The 16,740-nt window shown below is 39.3% G+C and carries 13 protein-coding genes and 1 riboswitch; of the genes, 3 read left to right on the plus strand and 10 right to left on the minus strand.

The window, feature by feature from the left end:
- Positions 1-196 precede the first annotated feature (196 nt).
- Together uraA and A5N88_RS15275 are read left to right on the plus strand one after the other, a co-directional pair.
- Positions 197-1,480, plus strand: coding sequence for a uracil permease (gene uraA / locus A5N88_RS15270; RefSeq protein ID WP_066267599.1), 1,284 nt, complete (start codon positions 197-199; stop codon positions 1,478-1,480).
- A 199-nt stretch (positions 1,481-1,679) separates the two neighbouring features.
- On the plus strand, positions 1,680-1,805 hold the full coding sequence (locus tag A5N88_RS15275) for a DUF4023 domain-containing protein (RefSeq protein WP_066267602.1): 126 nt from the start codon (positions 1,680-1,682) through the stop codon (positions 1,803-1,805).
- 188 nt (positions 1,806-1,993) lie between these two features.
- On the opposite strand, the gene A5N88_RS15280 is transcribed toward A5N88_RS15275, so the two are convergent.
- The 4 genes from A5N88_RS15280 to A5N88_RS15295 form a co-directional block, all read right to left on the minus strand.
- The gene (locus tag A5N88_RS15280) at positions 1,994-3,895 is read right to left on the minus strand and encodes a S53 family peptidase (protein ID WP_066267604.1); all 1,902 of its coding nucleotides are present in this window, start codon (positions 3,893-3,895) and stop codon (positions 1,994-1,996) included.
- Between the two features lie 582 nt (positions 3,896-4,477).
- On the minus strand, positions 4,478-5,461 hold the full coding sequence (locus A5N88_RS15285; RefSeq protein ID WP_157090691.1) for an ABC transporter permease: 984 nt from the start codon (positions 5,459-5,461) through the stop codon (positions 4,478-4,480).
- Complete coding sequence (locus A5N88_RS15290; RefSeq protein ID WP_066267608.1) at positions 5,442-6,962, minus strand: sugar ABC transporter ATP-binding protein; 1,521 nt, start codon at positions 6,960-6,962, stop codon at positions 5,442-5,444. Before A5N88_RS15290 ends, A5N88_RS15285 begins: the two co-directional genes overlap by 20 nt.
- A gap of 68 nt (positions 6,963-7,030) precedes the next feature.
- Positions 7,031-8,107: a sugar ABC transporter substrate-binding protein gene (locus tag A5N88_RS15295; protein WP_083953172.1), complete on the minus strand. Its 1,077-nt coding sequence runs from the start codon at positions 8,105-8,107 to the stop codon at positions 7,031-7,033.
- Positions 8,108-8,215: 108 nt separating this feature from the next.
- A riboswitch (SAM riboswitch) is annotated at positions 8,216-8,373 on the minus strand.
- A gap of 471 nt (positions 8,374-8,844) precedes the next feature.
- Here A5N88_RS15295 and A5N88_RS15300 point away from each other — a divergent pair.
- A complete protein-coding gene (locus A5N88_RS15300) occupies positions 8,845-10,287 on the plus strand; it encodes an ArnT family glycosyltransferase (RefSeq protein WP_066267610.1) in 1,443 nt (480 codons plus the stop codon).
- Between the two features lie 614 nt (positions 10,288-10,901).
- Here A5N88_RS15300 and yidA read toward each other — a convergent pair.
- From yidA to anmK, 6 genes are all read right to left on the minus strand, one after another.
- Positions 10,902-11,714: a sugar-phosphatase gene (yidA, locus tag A5N88_RS15305; RefSeq protein ID WP_066267612.1), complete on the minus strand. Its 813-nt coding sequence runs from the start codon at positions 11,712-11,714 to the stop codon at positions 10,902-10,904.
- A gap of 266 nt (positions 11,715-11,980) precedes the next feature.
- On the minus strand, positions 11,981-12,703 hold the full coding sequence (locus A5N88_RS15310) for an amino acid ABC transporter ATP-binding protein (RefSeq protein ID WP_066267614.1): 723 nt from the start codon (positions 12,701-12,703) through the stop codon (positions 11,981-11,983).
- Positions 12,696-13,355, minus strand: coding sequence for an amino acid ABC transporter permease (locus A5N88_RS15315; protein WP_066267616.1), 660 nt, complete (start codon positions 13,353-13,355; stop codon positions 12,696-12,698). The genes A5N88_RS15310 and A5N88_RS15315 overlap by 8 nt, the downstream gene beginning before the upstream one ends.
- Positions 13,356-13,394: 39 nt before the next feature.
- Positions 13,395-14,162, minus strand: coding sequence for a transporter substrate-binding domain-containing protein (locus A5N88_RS15320; protein WP_066267618.1), 768 nt, complete (start codon positions 14,160-14,162; stop codon positions 13,395-13,397).
- A gap of 416 nt (positions 14,163-14,578) precedes the next feature.
- Positions 14,579-15,469 (minus strand): MurR/RpiR family transcriptional regulator, encoded by an 891-nt coding sequence (locus tag A5N88_RS15325; protein WP_066267620.1) that lies wholly within the window; start codon positions 15,467-15,469, stop codon positions 14,579-14,581.
- Positions 15,470-15,546: 77 nt separating this feature from the next.
- Positions 15,547-16,737, minus strand: coding sequence for an anhydro-N-acetylmuramic acid kinase AnmK (anmK, locus tag A5N88_RS15330; protein ID WP_260525564.1), 1,191 nt, complete (start codon positions 16,735-16,737; stop codon positions 15,547-15,549).
- Between the last annotated feature and the right edge of the window lie 3 nt (positions 16,738-16,740).

Below are 16,740 nucleotides of genomic sequence, written 5' to 3' on the forward strand. Positions count from 1 at the left end.
AAGGTCATGAGCATAAGCTTTCTATGCTAATAGGAGTAATAATCCTATTGTAACCGTATGTGTGTAAATGACGCATCTTGCCGGAAATTTGGGCAGGATGCTTTTTTATTGAATCAAAAAAGCTCCTCTATATCGCCCTCTATCCAAAGTGATCGTTTTAAAGACTATCCTATAAACTTTTAAAGGAGAGAATACGATGTCGCAACACGAAATTAAGGTAGATGAGCGTCTTCCATTTTTAAAGAGCCTGCCTCTTAGTTTTCAGCACTTATTTGCCATGTTTGGTTCTACCGTTCTTGTACCTATTTTATTTAAAGTTGATCCTGCTACCATCCTTCTATTAAATGGCATTGGAACGCTTTTGTATATTTTTATCACAAAAGGCAAAATCCCGGCCTATCTCGGATCCAGCTTTGCTTTTATAGCACCTGTTGGCGCAGTTCTCGCCAATCATGCAGGCGGAAATGGCTATAATTATGCCCTAGGCGGTTTCCTTGCAGTTGGCATTATCCTGTTAATCGTATCCTTTATTGTAAAAGTAGCAGGAACAGGCTGGATAGATGTCATCTTCCCACCTGCTGCCATGGGCGCAGTTGTTGCAGTCATCGGCCTCCAGCTTGTTCCAACAGCTGCTCAGATGGCTGGTTTAGTCAGTCCCTCTAATCCACCTAAGAATTGGACGCCTGATTCACATACTCTAATGGTGTCACTGTTAACCCTTGCTATTACGATTGTATGCTGGGTAACGTTAAAAGGATTTTTGAAGATTATTCCGATCCTTATCGGTATTATTGCAGGTTATATAATTGCCGCTCTTTATGGAATGGTAGACTTTACTTCAGTTCGCCACGCAGCTTGGATTTCACTGCCGCACTATTATAAAATGCAATTTAATTTATCGGATATTATTATTATCCTGCCTGCTGCACTCGTCATCATACCAGAGCATATCGGACACTTAGTGGTAACAGGCAATATTGTGAACAAGAACTTAACAAAAGATCCCGGTCTTGACCGTTCTTTAATGGGAAATGGAATTTCCACCATTATATCCAGCTTTTTTGGAGCAACACCAAATACAACCTACGGTGAAAACATTGGTGTACTGGCTATCACCCGAGTATATTCCACATGGATTATCGGCGGAGCTGCCGTTATAGCCATTATCCTGTCTTTTTGCGGAAAGCTTGCAGCATTAATTTCCTCTATCCCAACACCTGTTATGGGGGGAATATCGCTCCTTCTTTTCGGTGTCATTGCTGCCAGCGGTATTCGAATGCTGGTTGAGACAAAAGTGGATTACAGTAAATCCCAAAATTTAATCTTGACCTGTGTAGTACTTGCAATCGGAATCAGCGGCGCTACCATACAATTTGGAACAGTAGCCTTAACGGGAATGGGGCTGGCTACTGTAGTTGCCATTGTCTTGAGTCTTTTCTTTAAGCTTCTCAATATCCTGAAATTATCAAATGAAGAATAGATTTTTTAACTGGCTGCCCTGTTGCAGCCGGTTTTTTTATTTCCTTTCAAACGTTTGAGAAGAAGATCGATATTTCACGGGAAATAAAACATGACTGAAAGACATATGAAAGGTTCCGTGAGCATTATAAAAAAAGGTATGTTCAACAGATAACTGGAGAAAGTATGAATGGTGCATCTATCTTAAGGAGGCAACAAAAATGGATAATACTCATGAATATGTTGAAAAGCTGCATGAAAAACAAAAAAAAGACGAGCAAAATAAAAAACGTCAGGGAAAAGGCCATCCCGAGTCACGGCTCCCTAATAAACACCATAAAGATTAGGCATATCTTTATTGCTTCAGCATTCTTTAAAGCATTTGCCAAAAGCCGAATCCCATAAAAAGGGATGGCTTTTGGCTCAATTATTTTTAAAAATGGCTTCTTCTATTTTTAAGACCGGTCTGATTTTAGCAGGTTTAGCTGATTATGACTCCCTTTTATACATTTCTCCTCCACTTTTTTTGCTTTCCTTATCTGTAAAACGGTCCGAAATTCCATGCAAGCTTAGCTACATCTGGCGTACCAAGGCCTGTCGCTTGATTGTAAATAGTTCCTGCAGTACCAGTATAGAAAAGATTATCATTGTCTCCGCTTGTGTCATTTAATGGAGTGAGAGGTGAATTCCAGCCTTGAGCAAATTGATAAATCTGCGGATTCCAGAATCCTACCTGAGTATGGTTTGCACTGTTGATCAGCGCTGAAAGTCCATTTAATTGCGGTGCAACAAAGCTTGTACCTCCATACTGATCCCATTCTTGGACACCAGTTTTAGGATTAGTGAACAAGATAGAATATCCAGACTCTGGATCCGCGTCCATGGATAAATCCGGTACATTCCTCCCTGAACCTGTTCCAGTTACTATAGGTTTAGTAGAATCATAAGTAGGTGTTGCAGCTAAATCACTGCCTACATCCCATTGCTGAACAGCTGAATACGTATTAACTCCCTTTATTCCTTTTTGATAATCAGGTGTCGCAAAGGCTGTACTGAAACCGCCGCCGCCTCCTTCAAAGAAAGGCCCATTATCAGGTGTGTAACCATATGCTTGAAGAAGCGGGTACAAATAATCCCAGCTCCACGCACGTTCCTTAGGAACACTTACATTAATTCCTGTGGACTTAGAAGTAAAACTAAATGGTGTTGTTGTTCCGCCTGCAGCAGTAATATATGGACTGGAAGAAGGAAAATCTACAGTGAGGTCATACATGCCCATTGACCGGGTATTATCATAGGCCCCGGCATCACCTGCCGCAGCAAACATTGATTGCCCTTGGGCAGCCGCTTGCATGAAGAGCTGGTTAAAAGCTTCGGTATAGGCAGGTGATTCCATATTCTGCTTCACAAAATAGTCAATGGATGACTCACTTTGCCCCCAGCTTACGGAAACTTGCTGTGCCTGGTTATCATTAATCGCTTTAGCAAATGCATCTACAAAGCCTGTGTCCGTATTTGGGCCGACATAGACATGAATATTCGCTTGTGGTGCAAGAGCACCTGATTGCTCTACATCCAATGTCGTCTCATCAGACCCAGACCAGCCTGAACCTCCGTCAACATCTGTTTTAGTAATCCGGTTCGGTTTCACTTTAATGCCTGCTGTATTCCAAAAGTCATACGCATCCTGAGGAACGAAATCAGCTAAAGTTACAATCCCGATGGTTTGACCTGCTCCTGTTGCGCCCTTATCATAAAGCGGCTGAACATTGTAGCGTTTAATCAAATCCTGGGGAGACAATCCTCCTCCTGGCAGGGCATTGTCACTGTTAGCAGGAATTTTAACAGCTTGTTTCTCAGCATGTGAAGTCAAATTAGAATAATCACTTAGCCCCAAAATACATAAGATATTGTCTGCTACATTCCTAGGAGCACTTGGCTGTTTCTTTGTTCCGCGGAACTTTTTTCCTTTATAGCTAGCATTCTGCAATTCAACATTCAGCGCCTTATTAAATTGAGCAACTGTTCCTGTTGCGGTTACAATCAAATTATCATTATAAACTGATGTACTAATCCCAAAGGACTGCAGGTATTTTGTAACAACCCATACATCTCCTGAACTTGGGGCAAAATTATCTTTAAATTCTTTTACACTCAAATAATCACGGTAATGACGGCTGCCGCGTGTCGTTGTATCTTTAATATACTGCGCCAGCTGATCTTTGTTTTTTACCTTTAGAACAAAGTCGACGGTGACCTGCTGATTCGGATCCAGATCTCCAAAATAATTGGCACCATCCAATACCGATGTCCCTGTACCTTGAGGGATTGTTACGTTATCGCTTGTGGTTTTCGCCAGCGACATAAAAGGTGATGCTCCAAATAATAAAGATCCCGTTGCAACAAAAGAAAGCACACTTCTTTTCCACTTCTTCAAATGAATTCCTCCTAAAAAAGTATGCGTAGGCAGAATGACAGAATAAATAATGTCTACGATGCCTATCTTTATTCTCATATTTACAACTAATCCCTTTTTATTTTTTAAATATTCCCAAAAATAATACTTTCGTCATAATATATTTACTTTTTTTACCTATTTGATCCCTCTATTTTATCAATCATCGATTTTTCACTAGAGGCTGATCTACATAATTTAGTATGCATATGTTATAAAGACGACTTTTGGTCCCACGCCAAAGAGCTATGCTGAATCGCATGATTTACTTTTCCGATAAAAAAGGCTCTGTTAATCTTGCTTGTTGATTTCCGCTGCAGGCACTCGCTTTCTGCGGGCAATAACGGAACCTTCTGATAAGCAAGCTCTCCTAGGCCTTATTAAATTGAGGCTTTGTTAGAGGACTCTGTTGTTTTTTAGCTCATTCGAGTGAAACGGCTGTTTCACTCGCATTTCAGCACAGCTTAAAGGTTACAGGAAAGAAAGGAAACAAAAAAAGCAAAAAACGTTCCTATTTAGAACGCTTTTGCTTTACTTCATTCCACTATGTACATAATTTCACTGCTATGCTTTCTTTTTTATTTGCAGATAGGTTACGGCCAGGGCAAGAACCAAGACACTTCCTTTTATAATATCAAAAGCATAATATGGAAGATTCAGCATGGTTAAACCATTTAAGAGGATGCCAATTAATGCAGCCCCAAAAAAGGTTCCGATGGCATTCGGTTTACCTGCACCTAAAAAGGAGAACCCTACAAAAACCGACGCCACTGCTTCCATCAGCATCGCTGCACCTGAATCAATTTGCCCTGACCCCACCCGCGCTGTAAAGAGAATGCCCGCCAGCGAGGCAAAAATCCCCGATATGGTATAAGCAAGAAGTTTTACCTTATTTACATTTATCCCTGATAATCGGGCTGCCTCTGAGTTTCCTCCTGTCATGTATAAAATCCGGCCCCATCTGGTATGATTGAGGACAAGATAAACCAGGATGACAAATAGAATCATAATAATAACAGGAAAAGGGATTTTAAACAGTTCACCCTGCCCAATCCATAGGAAGCTGTTATAAAATTCTCCCGGTGCAGTCCCGCCTGTTGTCATCGGCATATGGCTGTAAACCGAATATCCGTCTGTATACGTACTTTGAATACCCGATACAATATACATGGCTCCAAGCGTAGCTAATAAATCCGGTATGCCAATCTTTACGATCAGGATAGAATTAAAGATTCCTACTGCAATCCCAACTGCTATGGGCAGTAAAAGGACAATCCAAAGGGGCCACTGATACCAAACCATTAAAGAGGCAGTTATAACGGTAGATAAGGACATAGTAGACCCTACTGATAAGTCAAAGCCGTCTACAATTAATGTGAATGTGACACCAAGAGCCAATAATGTAACGATGGAAATCGAGCGCAGTATATCTGATAGATTCCCATATGAAAAGAATTTGCCATTTACCAGACTAAAATAAACGAGAACAATAGCCATGACTACTATTGCTCCGTACCTGAATGAGAATTTAAAGAGCGTTCCGTTCATAGATGTCTTCCTTTCCACCGCTAGCATATAGCAGGATTTTTTCTTGTGTTGCTTCCTCTTTTGTTAATTCCTTCACTATTTGCCCATCATACATGACAAGGATTCGGTCAGAAATACTTAAAATTTCATTTATTTCGCACGAAAAGTAGACAATCCCTTTTCCTTCTGCAGTAAGATTGTGGATTAAGTGAAAGATGTCCTGCTTTGCTCCAATGTCTACTCCTTTAGTTGGCTCGTCAAAAAGATAAACCCTGGCATTTGAGGACGTCCATTTACCAATCGCCACTTTCTGCTGATTGCCTCCACTTAATTTAAATACAGGCGTCTTAGCCGAATTTGCCTTTATGGATAAGGTATCTATTATTTTTTCAGCATACTTATTTTCTTCTTTCCTATTAAGAAACAGGAAGGGTGAAAATTTCTTTAGATAGGGGAAGGTTATATTTTCGGCAATGGAATCCTGAATAAAAAGACCTTCCTTTCTTCTCTCCTCCGGGACAAGTACAAGGCCTGATTTCATCGCTTCTTTTGGGTGTTGAAACTTTTTTGATTTTCCATTTACAATGACTTTCCCGCTTTTCCATTTTGTCAAGCCGAATAAAGCTTTAGCCAGCTCGGTTTTGCCTGCACCAACCAGCCCTACAATGCCTACTACCTCTCCCTTCGAAACATGGAAAGAAATATCCTTCACTTTTTGTCCGTCATTTATTTCCATGATTTCTAGCAGCCGTTCCCCCTTATTGTTATTTGCCCGTGTAAATGAAAAGTGAAATGAACTGCCAAGCATCGTCTCAACAATTTGCTGCTGAGTGACCTGTGAGGTTTGAAAGGTAGAAATGGTTCTTCCATCTCTCATGACTGTAATACGATTGGCTATTTCAAAAATTTCCGGGAGTCGATGGGAAATAAATATACAGCCCACCCCATTGTTTCTCAATTTATTGACTATAGTAAAAAACTTCTTTGTTTCTTCCAGTGAAAGAGGGGCAGTGGGTTCATCAAAAATAATGACTTTCGCTTCTAATACCAAAGCTCTTGCAATCAAGACCATTTGCTTCTCAGCCAATGACAGCTCACTTGCTTGTAATTGAAGAGAAATACGTTCATCCAGTAACGCAAGAGCTTTGCTTGCTTGCTGCAATAGCCGCTTTTTAGATACAAAAATATTTCTTTGTGAAGAAATAGAATCCAGCATAATGTTGTCAGCAACGGTCAGCTGAGGGACAAGTGCTGTATCTACCTCCTGATAAACGCAAAAAATACCATAATCTTTTGCATGTTTAGGAGAGTTTATTTCTACCTGCTGCCCTGAAAGCATGATTTCACCTGAATCTGCTGTATAAGCGCCAGAAAGAATTTTCATAAGCGTACTTTTCCCTGCACCGTTTGCCCCTAATATAGCATGCACCTCGCCTGCTTTAAGGTCAAAATGAGCATCAGACAAGGATTTTACATTCCCAAAGGATTTTTTTATATCATTCATGATGAGCAATTGGTCCATAATTGTTTGCCCTCCTTCCTTTGTATAAAGGGAGTCTGACCGATGCTATCGGAGCAGACCCTCCAATCTTATTTACCTTCTTCCAATTTCTTAAGTGCTTCTGAATATCCCTGATTGCTGTGGCCCCAGCCTTTTATATACTGATTAAGATCAGCTGTTGTAATTTGTTTCTTCGGCAGAGTTTTCTTTGTTACAAATACAGGCTTTAATTTTACTGTTGCAGGTGTATGATCTCCATGGATTTTTTGGTACGCATACCGAACCTGAATACGGCCAATATCTTTCGGATCAACGGCGGCAGATGCTACCCATGGGCTGTTTTTCTCTTGAATCATTTGCAGATCCTCATCGCTCATATCAATTCCATACACTTTAATATCGTTTCTTCCTGCCTGTTGAATGGCGCGGACCGCACCCTTGGCAAATTCATCCCAGGAAGCCCAAACGGCTGTGATTTGGCCTTTCTTTGGATACTGCTTTAGAAGAGCTTCCATTTGGGACTGAGTGTCCAAAGCAGTATTTTGTGTTGCTGCACCAAAAGTCGCTACCTCTTTGATTCCTGGATTTTTAGACATAAAATTTTTATAAGCAATTTGACGTCTTTCCATTGGAGCAAAACCAGCAACCCAAATCTTTACGATATTGGCTTTACCTCCTGTATCCTTTGCTAGCTTATTTAACGTCATTTCTGCCATTTGCTGATCACCTTGTTCAAGGACTGTTACACCTGGAACGGATACATCTGCATCAAATACAATAACGGGTATCTTCTGGCTGACTGCTTTCTTAACACCATCTGTAAGAGCTTCTTTTGTCCCATGGTCTATCAGAATGGCATCAAAGCCCTGGTTAATGGCGGCATCAAGGTTTGAAGCCATTTTTGCAAGATCTCCATCTGAAGTAAAAACAGTCGTTTTCCCTCCAAACTTTGCTACCTGCTCCTTTACCCCTTCAATATATTGTTCTGAAAAGGTTCCTAGGTTTTGCTGCATAATCAACGCTATCTTTTTGTTTGCAAGCGGATTCTTAGAATTGACATCTGCTTTCGCTTCCGTACTCTTTGATAAAGTAGGCTGGCAGCCTGCCAATAAGATAAAAGCGGTTAAAAAGATAAGCAAGCCTTTCCCGTTAACTATTTTTCTCATTCTCATCTCTCCTTTTTTTAGTTCGTTCAAAGCGATAAAGAAATAAAGCCAAACGAAAAAGCCCCTTTCCAAAAAGAAAAGAGGCTGAAGAATATAAAATCTTCTCACCTCTTATCTCTCAGAAAGTATCCTTTCTGTTGGAATTAGCACCGTGCCTCATGGGAAAATCCCGGCTTATTTTAAAAATACGCCCCATTTCACAATGGTATTACGGTCGGTTGCTGGGCATCATCGGGCCAAATCCCTCCGCCTGCTCTGGATAAGAGTTTTAAAGCTATAATTATGTACTCATAGGGTGAATATTAGCACGATAATAAACAGAATTGCAACTCTTTTTAAAAATATTTTTTTATTTCGAAGACTGATTGGTTATATAAATAATTGGGGTAGACTGTTTAAGGATTTATATCTAGGGCGGCTCAGCTTTACTGCCATTTAAATGATAGCGCTTTATTACTATGCGAAATTTGTTGTGTTAAACTCCTTGGAAAATTGTTATTCTAAGATAGTTTTGGTTAGCTTTTTAAATTACTTTATTTACTAATTCCTCTTCTTACCCAATTTACAATGCAAGGAATATCATCAATTTCAAATTATTTATTTTTAAATATATAAAATGGATTAAAATAGTCCATCCTAGTAAAATTGAACCCTTTTTGGAAAAAATTTCAGAAACATGAAACTTATTTATACAAACATGCGTCTTTTTAATAGACATTTATACAGAGGAGATCAATATGACTCAACACCGCATTTATAATTTCTTATATGGATTGGGGCTTTTTCTGCTTCTTTCCCTGTATATTTTTAATGTATTTTATAAGATAAGCGATTTTCCAGTATATAGCTGGGATGAGGCAAGACATGGGATCAGCGCCTATGAAATGCTGCAGAAAAAGAATTTTTTTGTAAATACATTCCGGTACAGTCCTGACTATTGGAACTTAAAACCTCCTCTTAGTTTTTGGGCTATCATGGCAGGATTTAAGTTAGCCGGGTTCAACACACTTGGTTTCCGTCTTTTATCCGTTATCTTTTCCATCATAACCGTCATTTTAGCTGCTCTGTATGCATTGAAAAAATACGGGAAAATAGCATCTCTTTTTACGGTTGCTTCTTTAGGAACCTGCCAACAATTTTTGATTAACCACAGTTCCAGAACGGGTGATGCGGATTCCCTTTTTGTTTGCCTGTTTACCATAGCCACACTCTCTTTGCTCACTTACGAAAAAAAACCAGTATGGCTGTACATATCCGGAGTTGCATTTTCCCTGGCATTTTTAACAAAAAGCTGGCATGCGGGAAATATAGCTATTATTATGGCTTTATATATTTTTGGCACAAGGAAATTCAAAAGACTCACCTTTTTTAATTGGGTTAACATTATTTTAAGTATGGTGCTCCCCATCCTGGCCTGGGGCATTGGAAGGTATCAGTATGACGGACTGAAATTTTTTCAAAATATGATTGCGTATGATCTGCTTCAAAGATCTTCCTCCACTCTCGAAGGGCATATTGGAGGACCTGACTATTATCTTTTAATTTTAATTAGGTTCTATTCCTTATGGCTTTTAATACTTTGTGTATTCTTACTGATATTGGTCGTTAAGTATAAAAAATGGATTATAAACGTTTTAAAACGTTCCGATATTCTTGGGCTGTGTCTTTGGATTTTAGTGCCCCTTTTACTATTTTCCTTAGCTCAAACAAAGGTAAGGTGGTATATACTCCCTATTTATCCGCCGCTATCGATTGTAATTGGACTCATAGCAAGCAGGATTTTGAACAAAGAGCACCTGATAATCAAGGTTCTCTTCATGCTGCTGGTGATTTATACGGTTTTTTTCTATGAAAGGGCAATCATTAACTTCCTGCAGGATCCTCCAAAAGACCCTAAGCAAGACTTACTGTATAAGCTGGATCGGAACAAAAGCTTTAGAGGCAAAGACATCTATTTGGAAAAGTCGACAGCGCCCTTTTACTGGGAACAGGATATCATACTAACAGCAGAAATGTATGGAGATTTACATACGAAGGACGGAGGCTATTATACCTTTATCAAACAGAAGGGTGCACTCCTATTACTTCAGCGCTCTGTATTTGCTAACCGTGTCATTGCCTTGCATCATTATCGAATCATTGCTTCCAGTCGCTGGGGCTATATTATCAGTAAACGGTAACGGCAGCGGGACAATCTAAAAAAAGAGGCTGCATCCAAGGTCTAATGATGTCAGATGACCTTAGATACAGCTTCTTTTTTTCCTGCTGGTTGATTTCTGCTGCAGGCACTCGCTTTCCGCGGGCGGCCGGGAAGCTTCCTCGTCGCAAGCTCCTGCGGGTTCTCCACTTACACACTTATCCCGCAGGAGTCTCGTGTATCCGCTCCAATCAACCTTGATTGAAAACGAATAGTGGGTACTGCGCCTATATGCGTATCGCTGTTTGTCATACCTTTTCGCTTCCATTAATCAATATAAGTGTAAGATCAACATCGATTTTTTAGAGGCCACCCTAATATGATCTTTCTTCCATATCGCTAAGGCAATAATGATTATTATAGGTCGGTTTGGCTTGATTTTCGAACTCGTATAAAGAGATTTCATGATAGCCTAGTCTAAAACTAAATAGAAAATTCCCTTACCTTTTCCCCTTTTTTATTCAGTTAGTAAAAAAGGGTGCCTCCATTCAGCGGCATTGTCCGCTTTTTGGGTCCCCTCTTTCTTATCTCATTCTTCCATCAGGCTAAAATAATCACAGTGCTTTTTACCAAAGCCTTTATTATGCTGCGAATAAATTATTTATTTAGTATCAGTTCCTGAATCGCATACGCAACACCATTTTCATTATTGGACATTGTATGGAAATTGGCCGCCTTTTTGACTTCCGGAATCGCATTGGCCATTGCTACACCGCATCCGGCGTATTCAATCATCGTCAAGTCGTTTCCATTATCCCCAATGGCTATAATTTCTTCCCTATTGATGCCTAAAATACTGGCAAGCTGCTTAACAGCATTTCCCTTACTGACCTCAGGGTGAAGAATTTCATAGAAGAAAGGAGAACTTCTGACCATGAAGTATTTTTCCTTAAATTTAGGTGGAATAGAGGCAATAATGTTATTCAATTTTTCTTCCTCATTAATAAACATAACCTTAGGGATTACCATATCCTCCGGTACCTCTTCCAGGGTACGATAGCATAAAGGAACCTGTGTCATATAGGATTCAAGCACTGTATAGCGGCTGATATTTTGATTCGGCGTATAGAGGTGCGCAGAATCAAAAAACTGCATCGTTGTATCTAGTTCAAGGCTTAACTCATACAAATCTTTTAAATCCTGATAGTTAAGTGACAGTTCGGAAACCACTTCATTTGTATGGGTATTTTGAACAAGTGCACCGTTATAAGCTATTACATAATCACCTTCCTGATTCAGCTCAAGGCTTTCAAGGTAACGATGGACACCGCCTACCGGACGTCCTGTACACAAAACAATTTTCACGCCCTTTTTCTTGGCTGCATGCAAGGCCTCCGTGACCTCAGGCGTTACTTCATGATGGTCGTTTAATAATGTTCCATCCATATCAATGGCTATTAATTTATACATAATTCCACTCTCCTATAGAAGCTTGGCAGCTTTTATGAAACAGCCAAAGTAAATAATCTACCTATCTGACCTTAACGAGTTAAAGATTAAAAATCAAGTGACAAGTTTCACATAAATACATTAATGAGAATTTTAACTAGGTTTCCCGACACGCTTTAGGATATCCAATAATATCTTTTGTAACCCATTATACCACCTGTTTAAGCCCTATCCGTTTATTCAGATAGGGCACATTCATCACATTTTCACTTTAAGCTTCGCAGCATTTATAAAATTTTCTCTAGAAAATCCTTGGCTCTGCTTGTACGAGGCTGACTGAAAAATTCCTCTGGCGTTCCTTCTTCCAGTAATACGCCGTCATCCAGAAACATTACCCTTTCAGCTACTTCTCTTGCAAACCCCATTTCGTGTGTAACAACCGCCATTGTCATTCCTGTTTTGGCAAGATCCTTCATCACGTTAAGGACCTCCTTTACCATTTCCGGGTCTAGTGCAGAGGTAGGCTCATCAAACAGCATCAATTTCGGCTCCATTGCCAAAGCGCGCGCAATCGCAACACGCTGCTTCTGTCCTCCGGATAGATTATTGGGATAAGCAGATTCTTTTTCTTTCAGACCCACTTTCGCTAATAAATCTCTTGCTTTCACCTCTGCATCCTCGCGGCTTTCTCCTTTTACTTTCATCGGGGCATATGTTAAGTTTTCCAGTACCGTTTTGTGGGGAAATAAATAAAAATGTTGAAAAACCATTCCAATATTCTGGCGAACCTTCATAATATTTGTCTTTGGATCGGTTATGTCCTGATCTTGTATCCACACTTTGCCGCTTGTGGGAACTTCCAGTAAATTCAGACAGCGCAGAAAGGTTGATTTTCCTGATCCGGATGGCCCAATGATAGAGACCACTTCACCGGCTTCAATACTTGTAGAAATATTTTTTAAAACGTCTGTATCGCCAAATTTTTTATGGAGGTTCTCTACTTTAATCACTAAACTTCATCTTCCTTTCGACAAGTCTGCCTAGCAAGGTCAAAATTAAAACTAAAATCCAATAAATCGCCCCTACAAAGATGAGAGGTTCGAAGTTCCGGTAAATTTGAGAACCAACCACCTGAGCCCGGCGCATAAGATCTAAGTAACCAATTGTGGATACGATCGCAGACTCTTTCGTTAAAGAGATAAACTCATTCATGAGTGCAGGCAAAATATTTTTTAGTGCCTGCGGGAGGATCAAATCCTTCATCATAAGACGATAAGGAATACCGAGCGCTTGTGCAGCCTCCGTCTGTCCTTTATCTACCGCCTGAATGCCCGCTCTAATAATCTCTGAAACATAGGCAGAAGAATTTAATCCAAAGGCTAATACCGCGCATAAAAAAGAAGAAATATCATAGCCGGTTAACTGGGGAATAGCAAAATAAATCAGCATTAGCTGCAAAATAAGCGGTGTCCCGCGGAAAATAGATGTATAGACATCTCCAATCCAATTCAGAGGCTTAATATGAGAAAGCTTAAATAACGCTAAAACAGTACCAAAAATAAATCCAAAAATAATAGATATGACAACAAATTTTATCGTCACCCATATTCCTTCTAAAATAAAAGGAATATAAGGCACAATTTGGCTAAAGTCCAAATTCATGCCTTACACCTCACTTTGCTCGTTTTATGTCCAATGTAATTAATTATTTTTTATCCATTTTTTCTGCAATTCAGCAAGCTTTCCATTTTGCTGCATTTGTTTCAGAACTTTATTTACATCCTTGGCTAAGCTGCTGCCTTTTGGAAATGCTGCTGCCATTCCCGGGGAACTCGCAGTTGGATCATCAAACCCGGCCAATCCCTGTTTTTTAATGTATCCTTCGGCAACCGATTTATCTAAATACGCAGCCTGTATGCGATTTGATAATAAATCCTGAATTAAAGTGGTTGAGTTGTCCATTTTTTGAACTTGAAACGGAATCGTTTTTTGAAGCTTTTGAGCGCCTTCATCCTGAATAGATCCCAATTGCACACCAAGTGTCTTGCCTTTTAAGTCATTAACCGTTTTAATAGAAGAACCCTTCTTCGTAACGAACATTTCTCCAGAATGGTTATAGGCAATGGAGAAATCGACATTCTTTTTCCGATCCGCTGTTGCGGACATACCTGCAAGCACCATATTTACACGCTTAGTTTGTAAAGCCCCTATTAAACCATCAAAATTCATATCTTTGAATTCAACTTTATATCCCAGCTTTTGACCAATATAGTTTCCAAGATCGACATCAAACCCCACAATATTTCCTGATACATCTCTTGTTTCAAATGGCGGGAAGTCAGCTGATGTACCTATTGTCAATACTTTCCCATTCTTAGAATCTTGCCCGTTTGCTTTTTGAATGCCGCTGCAGGCACCCAAAGCTGCCATAGTAAGTATAAGAGATAATGCCAAAACAACCTTTTTCATGCTCTTTTCCTCCTTGTATAAAATGTGAATATCATTTTGATAATTTTTGTATTTTTATTCATATTAATGAATTTTAACACATAAATATTTATTAGAAAAGAGTCTTTTTACATTTTTACTATACTATTTAATAGAGATATTATCTAAGTTTAAGACTATAGACCACAGTATTTTTTATTCCTTAGACAATTTGGAACGCCAAAATTATAAATACACCAAACGAATTAATATACATTTCACGTGTTTATTATTAATTTATTTTCATATTATATTTTGTATAATCTAAACAACTTATTTTTTGTACTATTAATATGCAGACAAAAAAAGCCTGTATTCATCCAATACAAGCCTTCATAAGATACTATTTAATCAAATCAACTTCTTTTACATTTTTCAAAGTTTACCAATTAGACGACTCAATCCACACCATTTTTTCTTGGTTTTATTCTGGTTCTTAAAAACTCTACTGCTTCTTTCGTTTCATCTACATGCCGAATGGTTTTCTTATATTGCCTTGATGCTACGCTCATAAAAAGGATATCAATGATGTGGAGCTGTGCAATCCTTGAAGAGGTTGCTCCGCTTCGAAAGGCCGTTTCCTGGGTAGAGGATGTATAAAGCCTTATATTCGCTTGATCTGCCACAGGTGAAGTACCGAATTTTGTTAAAGATATGGTTTTAACGCTTTTCTGATTGGCCAATTCCAATATTTTAGCCACTTCGTAGGTTTGGCCAGAGAAAGAAATGCCAAACACTACATCATTCTTTTTAGCATTGGCAATAATGGTAGCGGCCATATGAGCATCTGAAAAAGCAGTTGTGGATTTATTAATTCTTAGGAATTTTTGTTGGGCATCCTGAGCAATGATGCTTGAAGCGCCTACCCCATAAAAATGGACGTTATCCGCTTTTTGTATGACTTCCACTGCTTTCTCAAGTTCAGAAATACTAACAAGCTCTGCTGTCTCCCGTAAAGTCTGGGTTGTATTATTGGTGACTTTTTCTAAAATAGAAATGACATTCTCATTGGGCTCTATATCTCTAAATTCAATCACTGTGTTGACTCTTTGCTGTAGATCTCCTGCGATCCGCAATTTTAGCTCAGGAAATCCCTTCAAGTCTAAAGATTTACACAGTCGAATGACAGCTGCACCGCTTGTTTGACTCCTTTTCCCTAACTCACTTACAGTTAAATCAAGCGTTTCTTTAGGAAATTCCAATATATACGAAGCAATTTTCTTTTCGGATGGAGGCAAATTATGAAGCATTTCACTCAGCATCATGAGGCCGCCTGTTAAATTCGACATACCCATTCATCTCAATTCGTTTTTCTATTTACTACTCTTATCATGTTAAATATAAATGAAATGATTCTTTACGTAAATTACAGAAGGTCCTTACCCTTTAAAACTTGCTTAAAATCGCCTTTGGGAGGAAATGTTACAGAACCTAGAATAACCTGCTCCCCCGCTCCTGTAGCTCCGGGAACATTGGAGGGCAACTGATGGATTGTTTCGTTTGCTAATATAGCAAATGCAACCGCTTCCTTGGCATCAGAAGAGAACCCAACGTCCTCCTGAGTCAATATACGGCAGTGCGGCAGAAGTCCTTTTAGCATTTTTAATAAACACAGATTATGGCTTCCTCCTCCCCCAAGGATAATTTCATCAATATTCACTTTGGGAAATATGTACTTTTCATATGAATCTGCAATTGTTTTTGCCGTAAAATAAGTAGCTGTCGCAATTAAATCTTCATCAGATAAATAAGCGTAGTCCTTTACAATTTTCCCAGTAAAGGCTGTGCCAAAAAGCTCACGGCCAGTTGATTTAGGTGGCAATTTCGAAAAATACTCCATTTTCATCCAATCATCCACAATATCCTTATGGACCTTCCCTTTCGATGCCCAATTTCCCATGTGATCAAAGGCTTCACCTTTTTTAATGTGACATAACTCATCAATAACCATATTCCCAGGACCAGTATCAAAAGCAAAAACATCACTTAATTCAGAATCTCTCGGCAAAACTGTCGCATTTCCGATCCCACCAATATTTTGAAGAATTCTTCCCTTATCTTTGCTTCGATACAAAAGAAAGTCCGTATAGGGTACAAGAGGGGCACCGTCACCGCCCGCTGCCATGTCCATAGATCGAAAATTAGAGACAACTAAGGATCCTGTTTCATATGCAATGACAGCTGGCTCCCCGATTTGCAATGTTGATTTTACATATTTTTCATATGGATTAGGAATATGGTAAATGGTTTGTCCATGAGAACCTATTAGATCAACCTTTTCAATCGCAATACCAGCCGACTGGCACACTTTCTTCACTGCATCGGCAAAAAGCCTTCCCAGGGTAAAATTCAGACTGCTGATTTCTGCTACGTTAGATTTTATAGGATCCATACATCCCAGAATATCCTTTCTTTGCTGAGCAGGGAAGGGGATTGTAAGAAAATTAAGCATTTTAATCCTTGTTTCCAGCCCCTTTCCTTCAATACTTACTAACGCAGCATCAATTCCGTCAAGGGAGGTTCCTGACATCAGCCCAACAACCAAATTCCCCACCAAACA

It is taken from the genome of Heyndrickxia acidicola, assembly GCF_001636425.1.
Lineage (GTDB): Bacteria > Bacillota > Bacilli > Bacillales > Bacillaceae_C > Bacillus_AE > Bacillus_AE acidicola.

Coding starts and splice junctions, on each gene's coding strand:
- A5N88_RS15325 (WP_066267620.1), bottom strand. CDS start 15,469: ATGTCGAATTTAACAGGCGGCCTCATGATGCTGAGTGAAATGCTTCAT.
- A5N88_RS15295 (WP_083953172.1), bottom strand. CDS start 8,107: ATGAGAAAAATAGTTAACGGGAAAGGCTTGCTTATCTTTTTAACCGCT.
- A5N88_RS15320 (WP_066267618.1), bottom strand. CDS start 14,162: ATGAAAAAGGTTGTTTTGGCATTATCTCTTATACTTACTATGGCAGCT.
- A5N88_RS15290 (WP_066267608.1), bottom strand. CDS start 6,962: ATGGACCAATTGCTCATCATGAATGATATAAAAAAATCCTTTGGGAAT.
- A5N88_RS15315 (WP_066267616.1), bottom strand. CDS start 13,355: ATGAATTTGGACTTTAGCCAAATTGTGCCTTATATTCCTTTTATTTTA.
- A5N88_RS15285 (WP_157090691.1), bottom strand. CDS start 5,461: ATGAACGGAACGCTCTTTAAATTCTCATTCAGGTACGGAGCAATAGTA.
- A5N88_RS15275 (WP_066267602.1), top strand. CDS start 1,680: ATGGATAATACTCATGAATATGTTGAAAAGCTGCATGAAAAACAAAAA.
- uraA (WP_066267599.1), top strand. CDS start 197: ATGTCGCAACACGAAATTAAGGTAGATGAGCGTCTTCCATTTTTAAAG.
- yidA (WP_066267612.1), bottom strand. CDS start 11,714: ATGTATAAATTAATAGCCATTGATATGGATGGAACATTATTAAACGAC.
- A5N88_RS15300 (WP_066267610.1), top strand. CDS start 8,845: ATGACTCAACACCGCATTTATAATTTCTTATATGGATTGGGGCTTTTT.